This is a genomic window from Halobacillus alkaliphilus (assembly GCF_900113125.1).
GTDB classification, from domain to species: Bacteria; Bacillota; Bacilli; order Bacillales; family Halobacillaceae; genus Halobacillus; species Halobacillus alkaliphilus.
In genome coordinates, this window is the sequence record NZ_FOOG01000024.1 from 15,614 (window position 1) to 40,015 (window position 24,402).

The window sequence follows — 24,402 nt, forward strand, 5'->3', positions numbered from 1 at the left end:
GTTAACCTTTTTTAAGAAAAGCTTTCCACTATGATTAAAGAAAAGCGATTTTATATGAAAAATTAACAGTAAGGGTACCAGAATCTATTGTAAAAGACTCCCCTTACCACATGTAACCATTATGCTCACACAGGAATACCACCTTTTAGGACGAATAAATACAGAAAGGAGGAATTCTACATGAGATACCTATCTACAAAGGCATTCGAGACTTCTAAAAATTATATCCTAACAAACGCTCGTGATCTTGAACAAGCACGCTGCTCTTATCTCTTTGATAGGGGAGCGGAGCAAGCGATTATAAAAGCGTTAGATACCTACCAAAATCAAGATGGAGGATTTGGCCACGGACTGGAAGCAGATTTCCGTCTTCCTGCTTCCTCACCGATTGCTTCTTCGGTAGCTTTGCAGGTTTTATATTCCATAGATCATTATCCTGAAGCTCAGGAGATGATCAGTAAAGCGCTCAACTACTTTGAACGGTCTTTTAATAAAGAACGTCAAGGCTGGCTCGCCGTACCTTCTGAAGTAAACCATTATCCTCATGCCTTCTGGTGGACGGTACACGAAAATGGAACTTCGTGGATCGATGACAACTGGGGGAACCCTTCTGCTGAAATTATCGGTTATCTTCTGGCCTATAAAAATGAGGTCTCAAAACTGAATGCAGACCAACTCGTCAGCTTATCAATAAAGCACTTACTGTCTATTGATAAGTTTGAATCAGAACATGAAGTTTTTTGTTATCTGCGTTTTTTCAAAATGCATCCTTCTTGCATGAATCAGGAAATTCATACAAAGCTCAAGGAGGGTGTACGTCAACTTGTGACTGTAAATCAGGAAGAATGGAAAAACTATGTTCCCCTCCCTTTGCAGTTCAAGCCCACACCAAATAGTCTTAATGTAGGAATCTCTTCATATGCGATAGAAAACAACCTTGATTACTTAGTAGACCGTTTGGAGGCCAAACCTTATATTGAACCAGCCTGGAAGTGGGATGCCTATGAAGATGTTTGGCGTAAGGCGAAAGAGGAGTGGCAGGGAGTACTTACACTGGAAGCCTTACAATGGCTCTCTTCCTATGGTAGAGTAGTCAGCTAAGTTTTTTCATCTTCACAAATTCATATACATTTCCATTTGTCGGTTGCATATACGTACGAATAACCTTAAAACCAGCATTTTTATAAACTCGGATTGCCCTTTTATTAAAAGTGGCGACAGACAAAGTAAACGAGCGGGCTCCATAATGCATATCAGCGTAATCAAGAGCTTTTTGCAGGAAGGGCCCGCCTTTTCCTTGTCCTGTCATATCAGGTCGCAAGCCTAAACCTAAGTCAACGGTTTCTGGTTCAACGGGAGTTATTAAATAAAAGCCAATTAATTTTTCTCCTTCGTACACACTAAAGGCATGCTCTCCTCTCGTTTCCTCATTAATGAACTCTTGGTAGTCCTCTTCATCTGCTGTCATGTCATAAAAACTATAAATTCCAGAGTATTTCCAGTTAGCAATGATTTCCGCTTCTATTTGCAACATTGGCTTAACCTTCAATCTTGGACCTCCTTTGTTCCTTATTCTGCAGTAAGTAAACCATCACTCCAATGACGGGAAGAATCCCCCACAAGAAGCTTTTGTTTTGAACGCCGGTTTTCTGTTGATCCCAATGAAGCGTAAAGATACTCAATCCTGTCAGGACAAATAAATCAATGGTCATAACATGTACAAATTGAGAGTTTTGAAAGGCCTGAGCATAAAAAGTGAAATCACCCTGCAGAAGTCCGTAAATGATAAGGATAGCAGTACCGATCATCAATAATACGTGAAAGTAAACAGCATTCAACACTTTTTTTAGTATGTTAGGTATTCGGTCGCTTCGCTTCTTCTCTGCAGTAGATAAGAAGAAAAAAGGGAGCAGGGCGAAGGCCCCCAATACAAACGACCCGGCAGCAAAAGGCCAGGCCGGGAGACGGCTGTTATCATGAGACAGCAAAAGAATCATAAAAGTAATTGGAAACAGTCCAAGCAGGCTGAAAACAGTGAAGAGCAAGGGATCAGGCTCATTCATACGAATCAACTGATTTAAATAACCATCATTCCCGTTTGGAGCGACCATCCAAGCATAGAGAATAAAGCCTGACCAAACGAGAAAAAACACGATTTGTCTTATCTTCATTCCTGATCCCAGTCTTTTTTGAAACGCTCCATTTTAATTTGCAGCTGTTGAATCATATCCAATATTCGGTTGAAGTCCTCCATATCTACTTGATCAGCGTCCATGGAGGACACGACTTGATTTAACATTTTGATTCTGTTCTTTATGTAATGGAACTGATCTGATGGATGCTGTGCAGCTTTCCCCATCTCTTTCCCCTCCCTAATGATTTACTTTTATTTTACCTTTCTCTGAACATAAGGAAAACTTTTAAGGCTTATATAACTCTCTTCTCAAAGGAAATTGTTTTTTGTTGTTTCATGCCATAGCCCAAGCTTTAAAAAAGACCTGTAAGATTATTACAGGTCTTTCAACTTATTTCTTGTTTTTTTTGGGTGATAAAAACCACCCGAGAGCCGCGATAATGACCAGAACAGCATAGAAGCTTACTTTCCAAAGTGCTGAATGAGCAAAATGTTCATCAATGACCTGAACATTAGGGTGCGCGAGGGTAGAAACCACTAATTTTACCCCTACCCAGCCTACGATAACAAAAGCCGCTATTTCCAGGCCGGGCCTTGAATGAAGCAGATTAACAAATACATTGGCTGCAAACCTCATAATTATAATTCCAATCATACCACCAGTAAGAATGACAGCGAATTGACCGCCATCCAGGCTCCCTACGTTAGGAAGGCCTGTCTCAGGCAGAGCAACCGCGAGAGCAACAGCTGCTAATATAGAATCAACAGCAAAAGCAAGATCTGCCAACTCTACTTTTAAAACAGTTGCCCAAAACCCTTTGCCTCTTTGGGTTTCCTCATCCTGCTCTTCTTCCTCCGATTGCTCCTCATCCTTAGTGCGCCATTTGTCCCATAAGTGCTTCCCTGAAATAAACAATAGATAAGCGGCCCCAAGTGCTTGAACCTGCCATACATCCACGAGAAATGAAATAATGAATAAAGACCCAAAACGGAGCAAGAAAGCACCAAATAACCCGTAAAACAAGGCTTTTTTACGCTTTTTCTCAGGAAGGTGTTTAACCATAATAGCTAGAACCAGTGCATTATCTGCAGCTAAAATACCTTCCAGTCCCACTAATACGATCAATACCCATCCATATTCAAGTAATAACTGTGCATCCATGTTTCTCTTTCCCTTCATTAAGCAAGATGATTTGTCTTATGGGTAAAAACCGCATCTCAGCGGGTAAAGGTCTCGCCAACAATGATTAATCTTACCCGTAAACATGGGGATCTATCCCAGAATAAGGACTTTATTGTTCATCTTTCCCTTTACTTAGTATTCAGCCTTGATTTGTCAATTGCATGCCGACCGCTCTAATCACAATTATTTCAAATATTGTCAAATTCATGTTCCTTTACGAATAAGCATTCCCTTAACACCATTAAACAAACGTTCAATTAACAGACAAAATGGATCAAAATCAGGATTTTTCTTCAAATAGCCGAGCAATTTCAACAATAACGTTCACGGCCTTTACCATATGATCGAGAGAAATATATTCGTACTTGCCGTGGAAATTCTGCCCGCCCGTAAAGATGTTAGGTGTTGGCAGTCCCATGTACGACAGCTGGGAACCATCTGTTCCTCCACGGATAGGTTTAATCAACGGCTCGATACCCAGATTATCCATCGCTTCTGAAGCAGTATCTACAATTTGTTTAACAGGTTTGATTTTGTTTCCCATATTATAGTATTGATCACTGATATCTATAGATATACGCTCTGCCCCATACTTCTTTTTCATCTCCTCTACTAAATGAGAAAGCCTGTCCTTTTTCTCTTTGAATAAATGCTGATCGTGATCACGTACTAAGTAAGTGAGCGAAGCATGTTCTACATCTCCATGAACAGAATTTAAGTGATAGAATCCTTCATAATTCTCGGTGTACTCAGGAGCTTCTTTTTTAGGGAGATTCTCTTGAAACTCAATAGCCAGTTTGACGGCATTGATCATTTTTTCTTTTGCAGTTCCAGGATGTACACTATTTCCGTAGAAGTCAATACTTGCAGTTGCCGCATTAAAACTCTCAAATTGCAGCTCTCCAAGTGGCCCTCCGTCTACTGTATAAGCATAAGAAGCGGCAAATCTATCTATATTGAATTTATGAGGTCCACGGCCGATTTCTTCATCCGGTGTGAAAGCTACCCGAATTTTCCCGTGCTTGATTTCCGGATGTCTGATCAAGTAATGTAATGCGGTCATAATTTCAGTGATGCCTGCTTTATTGTCTGCCCCCAGCAATGTCGTTCCATCTGTGGTGATCAATGTTTGTCCTTTGTAGCTGCTTAATTCAGGAAAATCCAAAGGAGAAAGGTTCACTTCTTCGTTTAGAGAGATGTCTCCTCCATCATAGGACTCGACTACCTGGGGGTTCACATTTTCCCCTGTGAAGTCGACAGCTGTATCTAAATGGGCAAGAAAACCGATAACAGGTACATCTTTCTCTGTATTAGCCGGAAGCGTCGCCATAACATAAGCATTCTCATCAATAGAAACTTCACTCATACCAATCTCCTCAAGCTCCTCTGCCAATTGACGGGCCAGGTTCCACTGCCCCTCCGTTGATGGCGTCTCTGAACTATTTTCATCTGATTGGGTATTTACCTTTACATAAGAACAGAATCGTTTTAAAATTTCATCTTTCATTTTTATCCTCCTTTGATATCCTATATAAACTCCATTCCATTATAAGTATAATTGGTTAAATGATGTAAATGTATGACTATTATCCATTAGTTCTGGTATCCTTAACTAGACCTTTTCTTTTTTTGTGATAGAGTAATGAATCCAATTTATCTTGAAACTGGGCCTTACCGAATCGAGGCCTTATCCGAAAGAGTTAATATCAACAATATGATTTAATAGAGCCATTTATTTAAGAAGGGATAGCCCCTTCCAGTAACGAATATTCATAAGAGCATTTAAATTTACATAAAGGTGTGTCGTCTTTGATCCATAAACGCTGGTTCCAAACCATTGTCGCAGGTATCTTAATTTCGCTTCTTATACTTCTCCTTCATGAAATCCAGTTTTTCTTTGAACCGGTATTCACGTATATAGGTGCCATTGCGCTCCCTTTGATCGGCGGAGGAATATTATTTTATATTTCCAGGCCTGTCCTGCATGTTCTGGAAAGATACAAGATTCACAGGCTTATTGCCATACTAATCATCTTTTTACTTTATATTTTAATAGGCTTTATCATCGTTCAGTTTATTGCTCCAATTGCCCAACAGCAATTTACGAGATTGATCAACAATCTCCCAGGCATGATTGATATGTTCGGGGATACAATCAGTTACTGGCAGCAAAATCAGGATATTATCCCAAGCCAGTTTGACAGCACAATAAACAATGTCGTGGAAAACCTTCAAAGCTATTTACAGGACGCTTCCAAAATTATTATTAATGTTATCAGTCAATTGATTGGATTTGTATTCGCCCTCGTACTCATTCCTTTCTTCCTGTTTTTTATGTTGAAAGACGGGGACAAATTTGTTCCTTTTATTCAAAAGTTTCTTAGTAAACGTGCAGCCAGAAGCTTTGGAAAATTAGCTTATTCGGTTGATCATACACTGAACGCTTTTATTCTCGGCCAAATGACTGTAAGTATTGTTGTGGGGCTATTGTTACTAGTCGGCTATTTAATCATCGACCTGGACTACTCTTTAACGCTTGCTTTATTCGCTATGCTCATGAACGTCATTCCTTTCGTAGGTCCCTTTCTCGCCGTAATTCCTGCGATGCTTGTAGGACTTCTTCAAGAACCAATCTTAGCTTTATGGGTAGCTATAATTATGGTCATTGCTCAACAACTGGAAGGAAATTTCGTCTCTCCTAACGTTATGGGGAAAGCGTTAAGTATTCATCCGCTGACGATCATTACGTTAATTCTTGCGGCTGGAAGTCTGGCAGGTTTTCTTGGTCTATTATTTGCAATCCCTACCTACGCTGTCTTAAAAGCCGTCACCACTCACTTTTATGAAGAGTGGCTGGAAAGAAGAAAAGAAACGCATGATTAGACAGCATTCTATTGACCTTCCCCCACCAATCATTATAAGCAGTGGGGGTTTCTTATGAATTCTATAGAAAGTGAGAGATCCCAAATGCAGTCATCACTCCCGAAGCTATGGACGTGGCCCTTTATATTTTTAATACTTGGGAACTTGTTCACGTTTATGAGTTTTCAAATGCTATTGCCAAACCTGCCACCTTACATAGAATCGATAGGCGGAAGCAGCCTGCAAATCGGTTTAATCACCACCATGTTTGCCTTTGCTGCTATCCTTATCCGCCCTTTCATAGGCCATCTGCTTATGACACGCGCTCGTAAAAAGCTGGTTCTTATTGGCTCCATTTCACTGCTGATTATGACGACATTGTATCCGATCACTCAGATAGTTGTTGTTCTTTTAATCATCCGCTTTGTGCATGGTATGGCCTGGGGATGGTCCACCACAGTGAACGGAACGGCAGCAGTCGATTTAATTCCCCGGCGCCGCGTTGGCGAGGGTATGGGATATTTTGGTCTGTCTGTTACAGTAGGCATGATTATGGCACCAAGCTTAGGAATTTATCTATATCAAAATTTCACCTTCCAGCTCCTCGTCTGGATTGCAGCAGCTTTAGGTGCTGTAGCTCTCATCTTACTTTCAGTGACCAGCTTTGTAACCCCTGAAAGTGTGTACGAAAATCAAAAGCAGCCTCCTCCCTTCTCCTTTGTAGGTTCTTTAGTGGAAGGTAGAAGCCGATATCCTGCTCTTGTAACTTTCCTGAACACTTTCGGCTATGGAGCAGTAGTTACTTATCTTGTTATTTTCGGCAATGAACAAGGGTTAACCGGAACCTTCCTTTTTTATTTTTTCAATGCGGTGCTGGCTACCATCTCCCGACCGATCACTGGTAAATATTTTGACCGCAAGGGACCCTGGAAGCTGATAATGGTGTGTTCAGTGTTATCCTTTATTGCCATGTGGATTCTCTCCCTTGCCAGTACTAATGTTCACTTGATTATAGCCGGGGCTATCTTCGGCATTGGATTTGGCTCTATGATGCCCGCGCTTCAGGCCTGGGTGATTTCTAAGACCACTACGGAACGAAGTGGCATTGCCAATGGCATGTATTATTCCTGTATTGACCTTGGCATTGGGTCAAGCGCACTTATTCTCGGCTTTATCTACCAATTTGTCGATACAGCCACGCTGTTTAAGCTTTCAAGCTTCTTGTTCATTCTTGTGCTCATCCTTACTTATATGGATTATCGTAAACAGACGGATCCCTGGGAGCCGGTACATTAAAAAACCATCATGTCCTTAATCGGACATGATGGTTTTTAGCCAATAACGATTATTCTCCAGCTGCTTCAATCTCTTCCTGGAGTTTATCAAGGATTTGTCCATCTACCGTTGAAACCTCGTTACGATAATAGTCACGTACAGGCATCGCCTTATCTTTAAACATTTGACGCTGCTCATCCGTCAACTCAACAATCTCTGTTGGGTTCTCTGTATCCTCTTTAATCGTTTTTAAATATTCTTCGTTTTGTTTCTTCTGTTCTTCAAATACCCACTCTTGCATTTCCTGAGTCGTTTCATCTACCATGGTTTTCATTTCATCGTTCAAACCTTCATACCAATCCGTATTAACGGTCGTCATCGCAACGTAGTTGTTATGATTAGACAATGTCATATAGTCCTGTACTTCGTGGAAAGAAGCATCCCCAATAAAGAAAATCGGGTTCTCTTGTCCTTCGACGGTTCCACGGTCAAGAGCTGTGTATAATTCTGACCAGCTCATCGGAGTAGGTTCAGCACCATAAGCTTTATAAGACTCCAGAATCAAAGGAGAGGTCTGCGTACGCATTTTGAAGTTCTCGAAATCGGCTGGTTCCGTAATTTCTTTACTGGATGTCCATTGCATCGCACCTTCTGTCCAGAAAGAAAGTGGTGAAATACTGTGTTCTTCATACTTTTCACGAAGATCTGTGTTTAAAGCTTCACTGTCATTCAAAATCTGCTGGGTTTTCTCAACACTTTCTGGAAATAAGAAATGGAGAGCAAAGATCTGTCCTTCTTTTACCATGTTGCCGGTAAAACCTGGAGACATAACCGCCATTTCTACAGCTCCATTTTGCAGCTGCTCGACCTGGTCGGTTTCACTTCCTAGTCCTCCAAATTCATAGACCTCGATGTTTACAGCCCCGTCAGACTTCTCATTCATGCGTTTAGCAAATTCTTCTGCGTATTCAAATTGAACTTGTCCATCTACTTCTTCCGTAACAAACTTCCAATTGTAAGTCTGTCCTTCTCCGCCGCTGGCACTGTCTCCGCCATCGCCGTTTCCGCCACCACAGGCAGCTAACAAGATACCTAATACAAACATCATGGCTAATCCAACCATACGTTTCTGTTTAATAATGATAATGACCTCCCAATTTTTTATATAAACTCCCTCTTCTTGTTAAATCAATAGAAGGGAAAGCTCCTCAAAGAATATGAGTAAGAATGAAATAACTACCATCATAATGATATAAGGCGGAGTGCCCTTAATCACTTCCAGATACGGCTTATTAAATACGGCACTGGCCGTAAATATATCCACTCCAAACGGTGGTGTAGCTGAGCCTAAGGCAGCTTGGAAGGTAATGACGACTCCCAGGTGAATAGGATCGATTCCAGCATCCATTGCTGCCGGGTAAAAGATCGGAGTTAACACCAGGATCACGACTATAGGATCCACAAACATACATCCTATGAAGAAGAACACCGTGACCATAAGTAATACATAAACCGCACTAGGATCTGTTCCAAGAACCGTTTCTGTGATCATCTGTGGTATGCGGGCAAAAGAGATAACCCACGTAAATGCCTGTCCCCCTGCTACCAGCACGAACACGGCCGATGTGACTAACCCCGTAGATCTGGCGATTTTCGGTAATTCCTTAATGTGAATGGAACGATATATCACCACTTCCAGGATAAAAGCATAAAGCACTGACATACCGGCGGCCTCAGTCGGGCTGAAGACCCCAGTATAGATACCGCCAATTATGATAATTGGAAACCCTAACGGCAGAATTGCCTTCCGGGTCAATCGCAAGCGCTCGCTCCAGGAAACCTTATTAGCTAAAGGAATATCAGCTACTTTAGCGTAAATGATACTGTAAATCGCAAAACTTAAAAATACGATAATACCAGGAATAATACCTGCAATGAACAAGTCACCTACTGATGTACCGGATACGAGACCATAGATGATCATGCCAATACTTGGTGGAACAAGTAACGCGACATCACTGGAATTGATGATCAGTGCCATGGCTGTAGGGTCTTTGTAACCAATTTTCAAAAGACGTTCACGCATTGGTTTACCAATCGCTACCACCGTAGCCTGGGTGGATCCTGAGATCGCACCGAATAAGGTACAGGCCGCAGCCGTTGTAACGGCATACCCGCCGCGAATATGACCAATAAATGAACCAATAAAATCGAGCAGCCGATTAGACGTTTTCCCCGTCGTCATAATATCAGCCGCAAAAATGAATAGCGGAACCGCTAAAAGGACGTACGGTTCAATTCCTGTGGAAAACTGCTGCATTAAAATCATAGGATCCAAGTTGGGAAAATAAATGAACAATACAATCAATGGAGCCGCCATTAGCGGAATCATCATTGGAAAATTCAATAATAGAAGGACCACCATGATCGTTAGTAGTGTGGCAACCATATTGTTATCCTTTCTTCTGCTGTATTTTTTTATAAGTGTGTGCCTTCATGAATTTCGTGTTTTTCTTGATCATTGTAATCTTTCGCATCTGTACCAAGATAAACCTCATCCCGGTGCTTAATATTTATCCACATATTTCTAAGGAATTGTATTCCGCCCAGCAAGAAACCGATGGGAATGAAAATGTATAAATAGTAAGAGGGCATCTGAAGCGCTGAAGTAACCCTGCCTGACTCATATACATCGTAAACGTAAAGAGCTGAAAAGTAAGTAAGTACAAATAATACAAGCGCTGTAACCAGCGGTATGAATATGGCTAGAATTTTTCTGACTTTAAACGGAGCCAGGTCATAGAAAGCAGACATGCTGATATGTCTCCCTTTTCGGGCTGCATAACTGATCCCCATAAAAGTAGCGACTACAATCGCAATTTGACTAACCTCATCTGCAAAAGGCGGAGTGTAAGTAAAGATCGCTCGGCTTAAAGCCTTGCCTACTACCATTAAGGCAATGATGATTATCGCATAACTGAGAATGAATTCTTCAACTTTAAGTATAATTTTGTCGATGATCTTTAATGGATTCAACTCATTTAGCCTCCTAAATTGGCAATAAGTGAGGTTTTTGAAGCTCACTTACTAAACATCATACCGAACAAATAGAGAACACTCAAATTAACTTATACAGAATTTTTTGTATATTATGTTCAAATTTAATAATGTAATGAAATTGTAATTAAATTTCTTATATATCATCTCTATAGCTTTCTATAGATAGTATTTTCTCCAGATTTAATCTTTTTATTTCCAATTACTAGTCAATAAAGTGATATACAATTGAATTACCTATCCATTCATAACCAATCTTTTTATAAATGGAGTTAGATGAATGGTTATCAAGGTCCGTATATAGAGAACAAAACTGGTACCCCTGATCCAATAACTTCTTTGTAAGCGTCCATACGGCCTGCGTAGCATACCCTCTTCTTTTAAATTCATCGGGTGTAAATACGGCATTAATAGTAGCTCCATGGGGGGTCACGCGAGCTCTGGCAACCATAGAGACAGCCTCTCCATTAACTATCCAAAGGTGCATTCGCCGTGTGCGTATCATTTCCTCTGCAATTTCAGCGGTTCGTTCTTTTATAGTTCCTTCATTGGTTTCTTCTCCGAACCTTGTTAACCATTTCTTAACGAGCTCAAGATCTGACTCCTTCGCTTCGATTAGTTCACCTTCGTTCATATGAATCGGCTGCAGTTCATTCAAACGGTAGATACCCTGACGCATATGTATTATAGGGTTCTCGCCGGTAATATTGATCCATTCATCAATAAAATGCTGAACAGCTTCCCCTTCCCCTAGAATTCCAGGAACTTCAAATTGATTTTCAAACAAGTAACGAGCTAAACTCTTAATATGGCCGGAAGTAACGGCGGGAATGGACGGTAAAATCCAAAGATGGGGCGGGGTTCTCATCGTCATAAAAACTGGACGCCCTTCCTCTTCAATTTTAATCAATAAAGAATTCTCACTTGAAGGTGACTCCTGTAGCCGCTGTAAAATCCCTAACGGCAGGTTATTTTCAGCTTCTCTTTTGAGAAGAAGCTCTTGAATGGATGACGTAAACGATTCTACATTCTGTTCTTGAATTATTTTCATTTTGCTCCCCGCCCTCTGCTGTATTTTTACTTCTGTATGATAAAATTAGACAAATTTGAAAATTAATACTATTATACTTTCTTGAGAAGTCTTCTACAATAGAAGAAAGGAGAGAGAATTCATGAATAAGAAGGAAATTCAGGATCAAATCGCCTTTTTAAAAGCTGATTATATAAGAATCCAAGGAGATTTAGACAAGCTGGAAGCGAACGGAGCTAATGTGAAGAATGCTGAAGCTCAATTAGCACGTATGGAAAAAGAGCTGAAGGATTTGAAGGCGCAGCTGGCTGAAGCTAACGCCTAAACTAAATAGACCTTTCCGCTTAATATGGTAAAATAAGAGAAAGGACCGCTATTTGAGCGGTCCTTTCTCTTATTTTTTCTGCTTTTTATTTCCGTTTTCTTTTCTCTGTTCTTCAAGTTTCTCTTGTATTTTTTCAAATTCTTTACTAGGAGGAGTCAATGCTACTACCACATCTCCATTTTCAGCCCTGTTTTCCACCTCTGGACTAAAGAATTCAATCTTCCCTGAAGGTTTTTTGATGAACAGGATGACCGCTTCGCTATCGATATTATTCAAGTAGTTTTCGTATTTATACTGTTCCGTTATATTTGTTTTCCGGAATACATAACCACTTTCAACCATGATGTTCAATTCCTCCCAGGAGGCTCCTTCTTTAAAAAGAACTCTTCCTCCGATTGTATGAACAAGATTCTCCAGATTATCTCCTTCACGATCATTCAAACTTAGCTGATACAGATTATTTCGACCGAATTCCGGAACAAATGTCGTACAGACAAGCGCATTATAGGAATCCAGCTCTGTCGCAGCTATCAGATACTCATATGGCGTCATATCCAGATAGTACTCCGTTTGTTCCGACAAAATCTCTCCATGGTAAGATTTTATTCCTGCGGCTCTGGTACGCGACAATCGTTCCCAGGAGGAATCGGCAATAAGAACGGGAACTTTCAAGTCTTCTAATGTCTTAGCCATTCCTGTTGCAAATTGACTTCCTCCGGATATAAGCACTCCAGGCGGTCCTTCCATAGAGAGCCCGAGCTTCTTAGAGATCCATCCGATTGTAAACCCATGTGCTACAACTGTAGTAAACACAAGAGCAAATGTAAGGGAAATGAGTATTGAAGCATCCTCAAAACCTGATTCCAAAAGGATACTCGCAAAGTAACTGGCTACAGTCAAAGCAACTATGCCTCGCGGAGCTATCCAGCCGACGAGTAATTTTTCTGATTTCGATAGATCGGTCCCCATGGTGGACAAAAAGATGGATAAAGGTCGAACAATAAACAACATAAGTAAAACAAAACCGATAATTTGCACATTAAAGATTTCAACTAAAGTCTCCTGAGTCAGAGAAGCTGTCAACATAACGAATATCGTTGAGATCAGCAACAAGGAAATATTTTCTTTAAAATGCCTCATATCTGCTATAGATGAAATGTGCATATTAGCCAATGTCATCCCCATCGCCGTGACAGAGAGCAGCCCGGTTTCATGAGTGATTTCATCAGCGATGGTAAAACAAGCAATGACAACGGTAAAGACCACAGGTGACTTTAAAAACTCTGGTACATATCCGGTTTCAAACATCCACCCGACTCCCTTGCCGCATGCCCAACCTAAAATCACAGCAAATAAGGAAGCCAGGAAGAATAGAAGAAGTTCAGAAGGATTGACGTTTGTTCCCATAATAAACTCGATAATTTCAAAAGCAAAAACAGCTAGCAGCGCTCCAATTGGATCAACTATAATACCTTCCCACTTCAGTATCTTAGCAGGTCTGGGCTTTAATTTAGCCTGCCTTAATAAAGGAAGAATAACGGTTGGACCAGTAACAATAAACAATCCACCAATCACAAAAGCTACTGCCCATGAAAGCCCGGCTACGTAGTGAGCAGCCAGTGCGCCCAGAATCCAGCTTAAAAAAGCTCCAAACGTTACAATACGAAAAACAGGCCGTCCGAGCCCCCGTACCTCTTTCATATCCAAATTTAAGCTGCCTTCAAATAATATAACGGCCACAGCCAAAGAGATAATGGGTTTATATAGTTCACCAAAGTCTTGCTCTGGGTTCATTAAACCGAAGACCGGTCCGACTAAGAGTCCAACGATCGACATCACTACGATGGCCGGTAGACGAAAACGCCAGGCTATCCACTGTGATCCAACCCCAAGACTTCCAATTAACATAAATTGTAATAATAGTGAATCAATCATTAACGTGTCCCTCATCTCCAGTATGTTATACACATCGTGTTATGACATAGCCATATTCTATATCCAGATCTTAGTTCTGTAAACTAAATTGGCCTTTCATAACCCTGTCCGATAATCACAATCTTTCATTAGAAAACCCACCGTTTATTATTTAAGACTGCGTACTCTTGGTGTTGATTTTACAGTTTAGCTCTTGATACTGTAAGACTCATTTTCGAGATAGTTGGGTTTGTTGCGTTAAATGGAAGAGGGATGGGTGGGAAATAAGTCGGTTCCTGCGACCCACACGACGTAGGGCCGCGGAAAGCGAGCCGTTCCATGGAGCCCCCTTCTCTACACTATTTCGAAACTGAGTCTTCCACAATCCAGTCCGTTAGTTTAATTAACCTCATATGAAAATTTTCACCAATATTTAGCAGAGGCATTATTTAAATTAAAAGTATTGACATAATTTTTTGACATTGATAGTATTACGGCGTTGTATAAGTATTCGATTATTGATCTTCCTATACCTTAGTATGCTCTCAGGCGATCACTCTTGGTTTGGAAGGTCTTTTTTACGCACAATATAGACAGACGTCTTAGGAGGAGCATATTTATGAGAGCTAGAGATACAGTATTCATAGGTTTTACACTGTTCGCCTTGTTTTTTGGGGCCGGTAATCTTATTTACCCCATCTCCCTGGGTATTGAATCAGGTACTTCCTACCTTCCGGCTATAGCAGGCTTTGTACTTACGGGTGTAGGTCTGCCTATAATAACGGTTGCGGCCATCTCGTATTTTAGAAATGGAGCTACTGAACTCGCCGGCAGAGTCCACCCTTTATTTGGCTTGTTGTTCACTGCCATGGTGTATTTAGTCATCGGCCCTTTCTTTGCAATTCCACGAGCTGCTAACGTCGCTTTTGAGACTGGAGTAGTCCCATTTGTAAGTGGAGGCTCTTTAATGCTATTGATCTTTTCTATTCTATTCTTTGCCATTGTGTATTTAGTCAGTCTAAATCCCTCTAAGCTTGTGGATCGAATAGGACAAATCTTAACTCCAGCTTTGTTTCTCGCTATTTTAGGATTGGTCATAGGAAGCTTCTTCTTATTGGATGGGTCGGTTCAGCCAGCGGGAGAAAAGTATGCATCCCAGCCGTTTTTCTCAGGCTTTGTTGAAGGGTATTTAACTATGGATGCCATTGCCTCACTGGCATTTGGCCTCATCGTGGTGACGTCTTTCCGTGATCGCGGGGTGACAGACCAGAAAGAACTAACTATGCGCACCCTAAAGGCTGGTTTAGTTACGGCTGTCGGCCTCGCAAGTGTATATGTAGGTATTGGATGGATCGGTACAAAAATGGCTACAGAAGGCACGTATGACAATGGAAGTGCCATTCTATCGGGTGCAGCCGAAATTATGTATGGGTCCGCTGGCACGATTCTCCTTGGTGTCATTGTAAGTCTGGCCTGCTTTACTACCTGTGTAGGGCTCACCGTTGCCTGCGGTCAATTTTTCTCTAAACGTATAGCGGCATTATCTTATAAACAGGTGATCCTTATCGTGACATTGATCAGCTTTGGTATCTCCAATATCGGGCTCAGTCAGATTATTTCCTACTCGGTTCCGGTTCTTGTATTTGTATATCCTATTACTATTGTGCTTGTAGCTTTAACTTTCGCAGGAGGGTTCTTTAATCACTCCACCTACGTGTACAGAGGAGCTATTATATTTACTTCATTTATTAGCCTCTATGACGGGCTTGCCGCCTTTGGAGCTGATGTTTCTGCTTTTAAGCCTCTGGTTCAGAACCTTCCTCTATCAGAGCTTAACTTAAGCTGGGTTCTTCCTGCACTTATTGGAGCTGCAATTGGGGGACTGGTCCACTATGCTAAGCGAGAACCTTTACCTTCTAAAAACTATCAAAACTAATATTAAAAATCACCCTTCTTTTTAAAGAAGGGTGATTTTTGTGCTTTTATTGATCAACCAATGTGACACTGACTTTTACATCAAGGTTTTGACCGCCTCCACGATAGACTCCTTGAAGAGGACTTACATCTGCATAATCCCGACCGCTTCCTATACGAATATGCTCTTCCAGGGCTTCTACATTATTAGTAGGATCTAATCCTACCCAGCCTATCCCTGGTATCATAACTTCAACCCAGGCATGAGTAGCTGCATCTCCAATTAAGGCTGAACCCTCGCCAACATACAAATAACCACTTACATAACGAGCTGGTATTCCTTTGTCTTTTAGTACAGCGATCATAACATGCGCGTAATCCTGACATACTCCCGCCTTCAATGGCCAAGATTCATAAGCTTTCGTATTCACTTGGGTTACGGTACCGTCATAAACAATGGATTGATGAATAAAGGCCATGAGATCAAGGGAAAATTGAATCGGATCAGATGAATCTCCCACAGCTTCTTCTATTTCCTTGATTTGCTCTTTATACATAAACGTATAAGGCGTCTCATTTAGAAAAGCGAGATAATGACTGCGAAATAAATCGGAATGGAAAATGGTGCGCATTTCATCAGAAAAGTGGATCATCTTAATGAGAGGACTCTTTTGAATACTGACTGTAGACTGGGTTTTGACAGTTAAATGCTGGTGCTTTTCCGGAATAAAGAAGGTTTCTACATGATTTCCCCAGTAATCGATATGTTCCTTCATCACTGAATTTGGAAGTACTTCTGAACGATAAGCAGATAGCCGCTGACATTCATCCGTTGTGGGTTTTAACCGTATATGATTCATACTTTGATCTACAAAATTCTCATAATAGAACGTGTTAATATGTTCGATTTCATACTTCATGAACTTTCCTCCTGCTAATTATAACCTACCTCACGTGCACGGGCTCAATCAGATAATAAGTTTCAGAGAACATCCGGCTGACAGTAAGACAACGATCCTGAAAATGATCCAGAAAACTCATCAGTTCCTCCATATCCATATGTTCAATATCCGCTTCCTTTATTTCTTCCTGTATTGTTTCAAGCATTTGGAATAGATCTTTAGAATAATGAGATATCTTCCCACCTTCAAGACGTTGAACAGCTTCCATCACGTGATCCATGCAATAGCGAATGGATCTTGGAAATGATCTTTCCTTGATCATAAAGTCAAGCACATGTCTCGACTCCATCGTAGGCGGATGTTCTTTAATATATGCATCATATCCATGCAGAAACTGAAGGGCTGTCAGCCAATAATAATAATTATTCGTTCCATAGCTAGATTCTTTCCTATTTTTTTCACAGATGACATTTAAGACACGTGCGGTTTTATCAGCACGCTCGATCCATTTTCCGACTTTTATGAATGTATAAGGAATTCCCCGGCTCATCGTTGATTCGATAATTCCTTGTGCAGTCATCGAAGTCGTTTTCACCTTTTTCAGATACTCCTGAGTATGCTGCCTAGTATTCGGCAGCTCCTGCCAATCTTTCTGTGCTAGATGAAATTCATTGAGAATTTCCCATAACTCGTTGGGAATGATATCTCTTGTAGCCCTTGCATTTTCTCTCGCATAATTCATGCTGTTCATAAGCGAATTGTCATTTACCGGACTAATAGTCAAATACTGAATAATCGTTTCCCGGTCAATACGTTCGTAACGATCCATATAATCAAGCTTAGAAGCACAAATATCCAGGACTTCACCCCAATCACGGTCCATGACCTCTTGATCAGATGCTTCCAGCATGTGAATCAGCTGGACACTAAGAACTCTGGAGTTGTTTTCCGCCCGTTCAATATTACGAGCCATCCAATATAAGGAGTCTGCTACACGACTAAGCATGAGTCTCTCCTCCTTCCGACAAAATCCAAGTGTCTTTTCCGCCGCCGCCTTGTGATGAATTCACCACTAACGACCCTTCTTTAAGGGCTACTCTCGATAAGCCTCCAGGAATGACATGAGTATAGTCTCCAGTCATTACAAACACGCGCAAATCTACATGACAAGGATAAAAACGCCCTTCCTGATATGCAGGAGCTCTTGAGAGTTTGATCGTCGGCTGGGCTATATATTGATGGGGAGCTTCAATAATTTTTCTTCTAAATTCATTCTGTTCTTCCGGCTCTGATTGCGGACCAATTAACATATCATATCCACCCGAAGCTCCGACATTTTTTATAACTAATTGATCAATGTTTTCAAGAACATACTCAAGTTTTTCAGGGTCACTTAGGAAGTAGGTTTCTACATTAGGAATAATAGGTTCTTCGTCTAAATAAAAACGGATCATATCAGGAACATAGACATAAATAGCCTTATCATCGGCGACACCATTCCCGATTCCATTTAAGATCGCAACATTTCCTTTTTTGTAAGCCCTGAGTAAACCGGAGACCCCTAAAGCTGAATCCGGGCGAAACGCCTCGGGATCAAGGAAATCATCATCAATGCGTCTATAAATAATATCTACTCTCTTTAATCCGCGTATAGTCTTCATATAAGCAACGTCATCTTTTACAATTAAATCTCTTCCTTCTACAAGCTCAATACCCATTTGCTGCGCCAAAAATACGTGATCATAATAAGCTGAGTTATAAATTCCCGGGGTCAGTAATACTGCCGTAGGGGTAGATTGGGGCTCTGCATTTGGCGGGGTGTGGCTTATAACTGCTTTGTGAAGTTCAGAAACCTGGTGTTCAAGGGTTTCAATTGAATGTTCAAAGAATAATTCCGGGTAGACTTGTCTCATCACGTATCGATTCTGAAAAACATAAGACATCCCTGAAGGGTTTCGCAAGTTATCCTCTAGAACCCGGTAATCCCCGTTTTCATCCTTAATTAAGTCTACCCCTGCCAGAAATACATGATTATTTAAAGGGACGTTTACGCCCCCGATTTGTTTATTGTAATAATAAGGATTGTTCTCAATTAGATCTCTAGGTATTATACCTGCTTCTATAATTTTTTGATCGTGGTAAATGTCTTCTAAAAACAAATTGAGGGCTTTTATTCGCTGCTTCATTCCTTCTTCTACCTTATTCCATTGAGGTTCAGGAATAATAATAGGCACAAAATCGAACGGCATCGTTCGTTCCGTACCTCCTGTATGGTTATAAACTGTAAATGTAATTCCCTGCCTCAAGAAGTTTAACTGAGCCGTTTCATGTTTTTCACGCAGCTCTTTTTCGGAAAAATTTTCCATTAATTGGTAAAAAGATCTGTAATGACGTTTAGGATTCCCATTGTCCTCCATCATCTCGTCAAAAAATACTCCAGTATTATAGTGGTTTAGCAACAAATTCTCCTCCATTCTGACGATATGTTTACTGCTTACCCTAAGTTTACCGCAACTACACAAAAATTGTAAGAAAATTTAAACAAAAACGTCTCCCGCTGTTATAATTAATAGCGGGAGACGGGATATTCGCTCAGCCTATTTCATAGTAATAACTATTTTTCCTTTAGCATGGTGACTTTCACTGGCTTCATGTGCTTTTCTTATTCCTTCTTCACTAAGTTTATAACGATTTCCTATGACAGAGGTTAACCGTCCTTCTTCCATCATTTCTGCCATTTTAGAAAGTCGCTCACCGTTCGGTTCCAACCAGACAAATCCTGCTTTAACTCCGTGCTGCTTGGCTTTTTCTTCATCTGGAGGCTGAACAATTGAAGCTAAACGTCCGCCTTCTTTCAGAATACCAAAGCTTTTCTCCTGGTTTTCTCCTCCTAGTGTGTCGAGCACGATATCTATTTCACTGAGCACCTCAGAGAAATCTTCTTGTTTGTAGTTAATAAAACGATCGACACCAAGCTCTTCTACCCAGTCCTGATTCTTGCCACTGGCCGTAGTAGCTACATACGCACCCATTTGTTTAGCGAGCTGGATTGCGTAATGGCCAACACCTCCGGAACCTGCATGAATAAGCACCCAGTCCCCTTCTTTAATTTGAGCAAAGTCCACGAGACATTGCCAAGCTGTCATACCTGCCAGAGGAACCGCTGCTGCTTCGTCAAAAGGGATATTCTCAGGAATGCGGGCCAGTTGTTCCTCATCAATTACCGCGTATTCAGCATAAGTGCCCAACCGAGTGGTAGCAGGACGCGCAAAAACTCGTTCTCCTACTTTGAACTGATCCACATCTTGTCCAACTTCTTTAATTACCCCCGCTGCATCCCAGCCTATAATAATAGGAAAATCAAAGTCCAGCATATCTTTCATATAGCCTTCTCTTACCTTCCAATCAATCGGGTTAATTGAAGTTGCTTCCATTTCTACTAAAACCTGCCCCGCTTCTGGTTCGGGGGTATCTATTTCTTTCTCTATTAGTTGGTCAGTACCGCCATATTGTTCAATTACAATAGCTTTCATTAAGTTACACTCCTTATTTATGAAAGGTTACACACCCCTCTGTTTTCCCCTATAATAAATTATAAAACGTGATAAGATGAGGAAAGGTTCCAGTACTCATAACCACACAATTTTTATAGAATTTACACCTATCTATTTTTTCACATAAAAGGATGATCATAATGATGCAGCAGGCTGAGGAAATTTTACAAAAATACTATGGCTATTCTTCTTTTCGGAAAGGACAGAAAGAAGCGATCAGTCATGTACTCCACGACCGTAATACATTGGCTGTCATGCCTACAGGTGGGGGCAAGTCGTTATGCTATCAAATTCCAGGCTTAAGTCTTGAGGGCACAGCTATTATTATCTCCCCGCTTATTTCCTTAATGAAGGATCAGGTTGATGCTCTGAATTCCTATGGAATTGCCGCAACTTATATTAATAGCTCTCTTTCAGCAGGTGAGCAGAGACAGCGTCTTCAGGATTTAAGACAAGGGCGTTATAAGTTTGTTTATGTTGCTCCTGAACGATTTGATTCCCCTCAGTTTTTGTCAACGATTCAGAGCATTCCCTTATCTCTCATTGCCTTTGATGAAGCCCACTGTATTTCGCAGTGGGGACATGATTTCAGACCCAGTTATCGTTCCATCGTACCGACCCTTTACCAGATCACTAATTTACCTGTTTTAATGGCGCTCACCGCTACGGCTACCCAAGAGGTAATCCGGGATATTAAACAGCTGATTGATGTACCGGATGAATCGATCGTCAATACAGGGTTTGCGAGGGACAACTTATCATTCCGCATCATAAAAGGCCGGGATAAAAGGGATTTTGTAGAAGAATATTTGAAAGCCCGCCCTAATGAATCCGGCATTATCTACACCGCTACTAGAAAAGATGCGGACAGTTTACAACACTACTTATCTAATAAAGGCTTCTCTGCCGGAAAATATCATGCAGGGATGACAGAAAACCAGAGAAAACAGGCTCAAGTGGATTTTGTCCAGGATGAAATTACTACAATTATTGCAACCAACGCTTTCGGTATGGGGATCGATAAATCCAACGTGCGATATGTAATCCATTATTCGATGCCTATGAATATCGAATCCTATTACCAGGAAGCTGGACGCGCGGGACGGGACGGTGAGCCTGGTGACTGTGCTCTTTTATTTTCCAGTCAGGATATTAATCTCCAGCGTTTTTTAATTGACCAGTCACCTTCAGAAGAAAAAAAGAAAGAGGAATATGCCAAGCTTCAGGCTATGATTAACTATTGTCATACCCATACTTGTCTGCAGCAGTATATTCTCGATTATTTCGAAGACCCATTTTCTTCAGAACCTTGTGGTAAATGTTCCAACTGTACGCTCGTAGGTGAGGTTCAGGACATGACCCTTGAAGCCCAGATGGTTTTATCCTGCGTTAAAAGAATGGGAGAACGCTTCGGTGCAGGTTTAACGGCTAAAGTACTGAAAGGGTCTTCCGATCAGAAAGTAAAACAGTTCAAGTTTAACACTCTCTCAACATATGGCATTATGTCCAACTATACGGAGAAAGAATTAACACGCTTTATCCATTTTCTGACGGCAGAAGGATATCTCACTCCTGGAAAAGGTCGTTATCCTGCTCTACAGCTGACAGATGAATCCGTTACTGTCCTCAAAGGGGATAAACCAGTGGAAATGCTCGTGGAGTCCACCACTGCTAAACACGAAAGTAACTACAATGCAGACTATTTTGAAGAACTGCGGCAAATCCGAAAATCAATTGCAGATGAAGCAGGACTTCCACCATATGTTATATTTTCTGATGCGACACTTAAAGAATTCACCATTTATTTGCCTGAAAATAAACACGAGATGTTAGCTGTTAAGGGAGTCGGAGAACGGAAATTTGAGCAATATGGAGAAACGTTTTTGGAGACCATTCGCCCATGGGCCAGGGAAACGGATTCGAAGCCCGTTCCTGACAAAAGCCCTTCTATCTCTATTAGAAAAAAGGATTCGAATGATGAACGTCCAAGTTACCAGGTTACATTTGAGATGTGGAAAGAAGAACACAAAGAAATCGGAGAAATTGCAAAAGAACGCGGTTTAAGTTCGCAAACGATAGAAAACCACTTGTTCCGAAGTGCCCAAGAGGGACTGGAGCTGAATTGGGATCGCTGGTTTAACGAAGAGCAAGAGAAGAATATTCTTCAACAACTTGAAGAAATGGAAGAAAAAAAATTGAAGCCATTGAAAGAGGCTTTGCCCGAAGATTATACGTATTCCATGATTAAAGCGGTACTGAACAAGCATGAACTTATGAAGTAATTCATTTTATTTCACGGAGGGATAGTATGACAAAACCTAAAATAACATTAGAGACGGCAGAAAAGCTCGATCAAAACGATATGCTTCATAACTTTAAAAAGGAGTTCTACACAGACGATAATCGCTTCTATATGGATGGTAATTCATTAGGGCTACTTTCCAAAAGAGCGGAGCAGGCTTTACTTACCTCTGTTGACGATTGGAAAACCCATGCGATTGGCGGGTGGACAGATGGACAAGAACCCTGGTTTTATATGTCAGAAAAGTTAGGAGCTAAAACTGCTCCCCTGCTGGGTGCCAAACCTGATGAGGTCATCAGTACTGGTTCTATCACTTCCAATCTTCACCAGCTGCTGACTACATTTTACCGTCCGCAAGGGCAGCGGACGAAAATCCTGGCCGACGAACTGAATTTTCCATCTGATATATATGCTTTAAAAAGTCAATTGGAACTCCATGGAATGGATCCAGATGAACACCTTATTCAAGTAAAGAGTGATAATGGGGCTACGTTGTCAGAAGAGGATATCATTAAGGAGATGAGAAGCGATATCGCTCTCCTTCTTCTCCCTTCCGTTCTTTATCGCAGCGGGCAGCTTCTGGATATTGAAAAGATTACAAAGGCAGCCCATGAGCAAGGAATTATTGTTGGCTTTGATTTAGCCCACTCTATAGGTGCTCTTCCCCATAATCTCGATGATTGGGGCGTCGACTTTGCGGTCTGGTGCACCTATAAATATTTGAACAGCGGGCCAGGCGGCGTTGGAGGTTTGTATGTAAATGAGAAGCATCTAGGAAAGAAACCTGGTCTTGCCGGGTGGTTCAGCTCAAAGAAAGACAAGCAGTTTGACATGTCTCACGACTTAACCCATGCTGAAACAGCAGGTGCCTACCAGATGGGAACCCCGCACATTTTGAGTTCCGCTCCTCTTCTGGGTTCTTTAGATCTCTTTCAGGAGGCCGACATCAAAAATGTACGCTGCAAATCGCTGAAAATGACAAGGCTGATGCTCGACCTGATTTATCAGGAGCTCGACGGATTAGGTTTTCAGATCATCACCCCCTTGGAGGACGAGCGCCGCGGAGGCCATATTAGTCTTGTACATTCAGAAGCAGCAAGCATTTGCAAAGCTCTTAAAAAAGAGAATGTCGTGCCCGACTTCAGAGCTCCGGATGTAATTCGGCTTGCTCCTGTCGCACTTTATACTACTTACAAAGAAGTCTATGAAGTAATGATGATCTTAAAGGAAATTATGGTTAACGAAACCTATAAAAAGTTTAAAAATGAAAGGGATATAATTGCTTAAGGAGGATTTTATGAAACTCATTGATATATCCATGCCACTAAACAACGAGACACCGGCCTGGCCCGGAGATGAACCTTTCCATTACAAACGCACAATGACGATGGAGGAAACGGGTTCAGTTAACATCGGACAATTTAAAGCAAGCAACCACACAGCCACACACGTGGATGCCCCTTACCACTATGATGAGAATGGACTAAAAATAGCTGAACTCCCGCCTGAACGCTTTATCGGTGATGCTCTCGTCGTGAATATGGAAGGGAAAACCATCATTCAAGCAGAAGATCTTCGTGCTTTTGAGTACACGGGTGTAACGAAGCTCTTATTCCGCACGACAAGCTGGAACGATCGGAATGCATTTCCTGAACATTATACAGTTATAAGCAGTGATGCAGCTGAATTTTTAGATTCTCAGGGAATTGACCTCATTGGAATTGATACACCATCGGTGGACCCTGTGGAGAGTAAAGAGCTTGCGGCTCACCATTCCTTGTATAAGCATGATATTTTGATTATAGAAGGTTTGGAACTCGATCACGCAGCGCCGGGTGTTTATGAGTTAATGGCTTTTCCATTAAGGATGGAAGAAGCAGATGGCAGCCCAGTACGAGCAATCTTACGGCAAAAATAAAACTCGAGCGCATATGGTCTTCATATGCGCTC

General features: G+C 41.3%; 22 protein-coding genes. 8 read left to right on the top strand and 14 right to left on the bottom strand.

All coding sequences use genetic code 11. The annotated features are described in order from the left end of the window. Positions 1-180 precede the first annotated feature (180 nt). Positions 181-1,101 carry a hypothetical protein gene (locus BMZ06_RS12970; RefSeq protein ID WP_089752417.1) on the top strand — a complete coding sequence of 307 codons (921 nt, stop codon included), beginning with the start codon at positions 181-183 and terminating at the stop codon, positions 1,099-1,101. On the opposite strand, the gene BMZ06_RS12975 is transcribed toward BMZ06_RS12970, so the two are convergent. The 5 genes from BMZ06_RS12975 to pepT form a co-directional block, all read right to left on the bottom strand. Continuing rightward, positions 1,094-1,534, bottom strand: coding sequence for a GNAT family N-acetyltransferase (locus BMZ06_RS12975; protein WP_139205831.1), 441 nt, complete (start codon positions 1,532-1,534; stop codon positions 1,094-1,096). The two genes, BMZ06_RS12970 and BMZ06_RS12975, sit on opposite strands and share 8 nt — an antisense overlap. Before the next feature lie 4 nt (positions 1,535-1,538). Then, positions 1,539-2,171: a hypothetical protein gene (locus tag BMZ06_RS12980; RefSeq protein WP_089752419.1), complete on the bottom strand. Its 633-nt coding sequence runs from the start codon at positions 2,169-2,171 to the stop codon at positions 1,539-1,541. Beyond that, entirely contained in the window at positions 2,168-2,359 is a 192-nt protein-coding gene (locus BMZ06_RS12985) for an SE1561 family protein (protein WP_089752420.1), read from the bottom strand. Before BMZ06_RS12985 ends, BMZ06_RS12980 begins: the two co-directional genes overlap by 4 nt. A 166-nt stretch (positions 2,360-2,525) precedes the next feature. Next, on the bottom strand, positions 2,526-3,296 hold the full coding sequence (locus BMZ06_RS12990; protein WP_089752421.1) for a TerC family protein: 771 nt from the start codon (positions 3,294-3,296) through the stop codon (positions 2,526-2,528). Positions 3,297-3,597: 301 nt separating this feature from the next. Beyond that, entirely contained in the window at positions 3,598-4,824 is a 1,227-nt protein-coding gene (gene pepT, locus BMZ06_RS12995; RefSeq protein ID WP_089752422.1) for a peptidase T, read from the bottom strand. Between the two features lie 302 nt (positions 4,825-5,126). On the opposite strand from pepT, the gene BMZ06_RS13000 reads away from it, so the two are divergent. Together BMZ06_RS13000 and BMZ06_RS13005 are read left to right on the top strand one after the other, a co-directional pair. After that, positions 5,127-6,200 carry an AI-2E family transporter gene (locus BMZ06_RS13000; RefSeq protein ID WP_089752423.1) on the top strand — a complete coding sequence of 358 codons (1,074 nt, stop codon included), beginning with the start codon at positions 5,127-5,129 and terminating at the stop codon, positions 6,198-6,200. 54 nt (positions 6,201-6,254) lie between these two features. Further along, complete coding sequence (locus BMZ06_RS13005; protein WP_089752424.1) at positions 6,255-7,475, top strand: MFS transporter; 1,221 nt, start codon at positions 6,255-6,257, stop codon at positions 7,473-7,475. A 49-nt stretch (positions 7,476-7,524) separates the two neighbouring features. Here BMZ06_RS13005 and BMZ06_RS13010 read toward each other — a convergent pair whose 3' ends face one another. From BMZ06_RS13010 to BMZ06_RS13025, 4 genes are all read right to left on the bottom strand, one after another. Next, positions 7,525-8,562 (bottom strand): DctP family TRAP transporter solute-binding subunit, encoded by a 1,038-nt coding sequence (locus tag BMZ06_RS13010; protein ID WP_245756009.1) that lies wholly within the window; start codon positions 8,560-8,562, stop codon positions 7,525-7,527. A 75-nt stretch (positions 8,563-8,637) separates the two neighbouring features. Continuing rightward, the gene (locus BMZ06_RS13015; protein WP_089752426.1) at positions 8,638-9,903 is read right to left on the bottom strand and encodes a TRAP transporter large permease; all 1,266 of its coding nucleotides are present in this window, start codon (positions 9,901-9,903) and stop codon (positions 8,638-8,640) included. Between the two features lie 29 nt (positions 9,904-9,932). Continuing rightward, a complete protein-coding gene (locus BMZ06_RS13020; protein WP_089752427.1) occupies positions 9,933-10,490 on the bottom strand; it encodes a TRAP transporter small permease in 558 nt (185 codons plus the stop codon). Positions 10,491-10,716: 226 nt separating this feature from the next. After that, entirely contained in the window at positions 10,717-11,562 is an 846-nt protein-coding gene (locus BMZ06_RS13025; RefSeq protein ID WP_089752428.1) for a GNAT family N-acetyltransferase, read from the bottom strand. Positions 11,563-11,683: 121 nt separating this feature from the next. Between BMZ06_RS13025 and BMZ06_RS13030 the strand changes: the two genes are divergently transcribed. Then, a complete protein-coding gene (locus BMZ06_RS13030; RefSeq protein WP_089752429.1) occupies positions 11,684-11,866 on the top strand; it encodes an SE1832 family protein in 183 nt (60 codons plus the stop codon). A gap of 69 nt (positions 11,867-11,935) precedes the next feature. Here the strand turns inward: BMZ06_RS13030 and BMZ06_RS13035 are convergent, their stop codons facing one another. Beyond that, positions 11,936-13,801, bottom strand: coding sequence for a cation:proton antiporter (locus tag BMZ06_RS13035; protein WP_089752430.1), 1,866 nt, complete (start codon positions 13,799-13,801; stop codon positions 11,936-11,938). Positions 13,802-14,399: 598 nt separating this feature from the next. Here BMZ06_RS13035 and brnQ point away from each other — a divergent pair. Beyond that, positions 14,400-15,716, top strand: coding sequence for a branched-chain amino acid transport system II carrier protein (brnQ, locus tag BMZ06_RS13040; protein WP_089752431.1), 1,317 nt, complete (start codon positions 14,400-14,402; stop codon positions 15,714-15,716). Between the two features lie 46 nt (positions 15,717-15,762). On the opposite strand, the gene BMZ06_RS13045 is transcribed toward brnQ, so the two are convergent. The 4 genes from BMZ06_RS13045 to BMZ06_RS13060 all read right to left on the bottom strand — a co-directional run bounded on the left by BMZ06_RS13045 (position 15,763) and on the right by BMZ06_RS13060 (position 20,129). Beyond that, positions 15,763-16,614: a transglutaminase family protein gene (locus BMZ06_RS13045; protein WP_089752432.1), complete on the bottom strand. Its 852-nt coding sequence runs from the start codon at positions 16,612-16,614 to the stop codon at positions 15,763-15,765. A 25-nt stretch (positions 16,615-16,639) separates the two neighbouring features. Continuing rightward, positions 16,640-17,602, bottom strand: coding sequence for an alpha-E domain-containing protein (locus BMZ06_RS13050; protein ID WP_089752433.1), 963 nt, complete (start codon positions 17,600-17,602; stop codon positions 16,640-16,642). Continuing rightward, the gene (locus BMZ06_RS13055; RefSeq protein WP_089752434.1) at positions 17,595-19,055 is read right to left on the bottom strand and encodes a circularly permuted type 2 ATP-grasp protein; all 1,461 of its coding nucleotides are present in this window, start codon (positions 19,053-19,055) and stop codon (positions 17,595-17,597) included. The genes BMZ06_RS13050 and BMZ06_RS13055 overlap by 8 nt, the downstream gene beginning before the upstream one ends. 138 nt (positions 19,056-19,193) lie before the next feature. Continuing rightward, the gene (locus tag BMZ06_RS13060; RefSeq protein ID WP_089752435.1) at positions 19,194-20,129 is read right to left on the bottom strand and encodes an NADP-dependent oxidoreductase; all 936 of its coding nucleotides are present in this window, start codon (positions 20,127-20,129) and stop codon (positions 19,194-19,196) included. A gap of 161 nt (positions 20,130-20,290) precedes the next feature. Here BMZ06_RS13060 and recQ point away from each other — a divergent pair, with 161 nt between their 5' ends. Genes recQ through kynB form a run of 3 tightly spaced genes read left to right on the top strand, consistent with a single transcriptional unit; the run spans position 20,291 to position 24,370 of the window. Next, complete coding sequence (gene recQ, locus BMZ06_RS13065; protein ID WP_089752436.1) at positions 20,291-22,432, top strand: DNA helicase RecQ; 2,142 nt, start codon at positions 20,291-20,293, stop codon at positions 22,430-22,432. 26 nt (positions 22,433-22,458) lie between these two features. Next, positions 22,459-23,739 carry a kynureninase gene (kynU, locus tag BMZ06_RS13070; RefSeq protein ID WP_089752437.1) on the top strand — a complete coding sequence of 427 codons (1,281 nt, stop codon included), beginning with the start codon at positions 22,459-22,461 and terminating at the stop codon, positions 23,737-23,739. A gap of 10 nt (positions 23,740-23,749) precedes the next feature. Continuing rightward, positions 23,750-24,370 carry an arylformamidase gene (gene kynB, locus BMZ06_RS13075; RefSeq protein ID WP_089752438.1) on the top strand — a complete coding sequence of 207 codons (621 nt, stop codon included), beginning with the start codon at positions 23,750-23,752 and terminating at the stop codon, positions 24,368-24,370. The last annotated feature ends 32 nt before the right edge of the window (positions 24,371-24,402 follow it).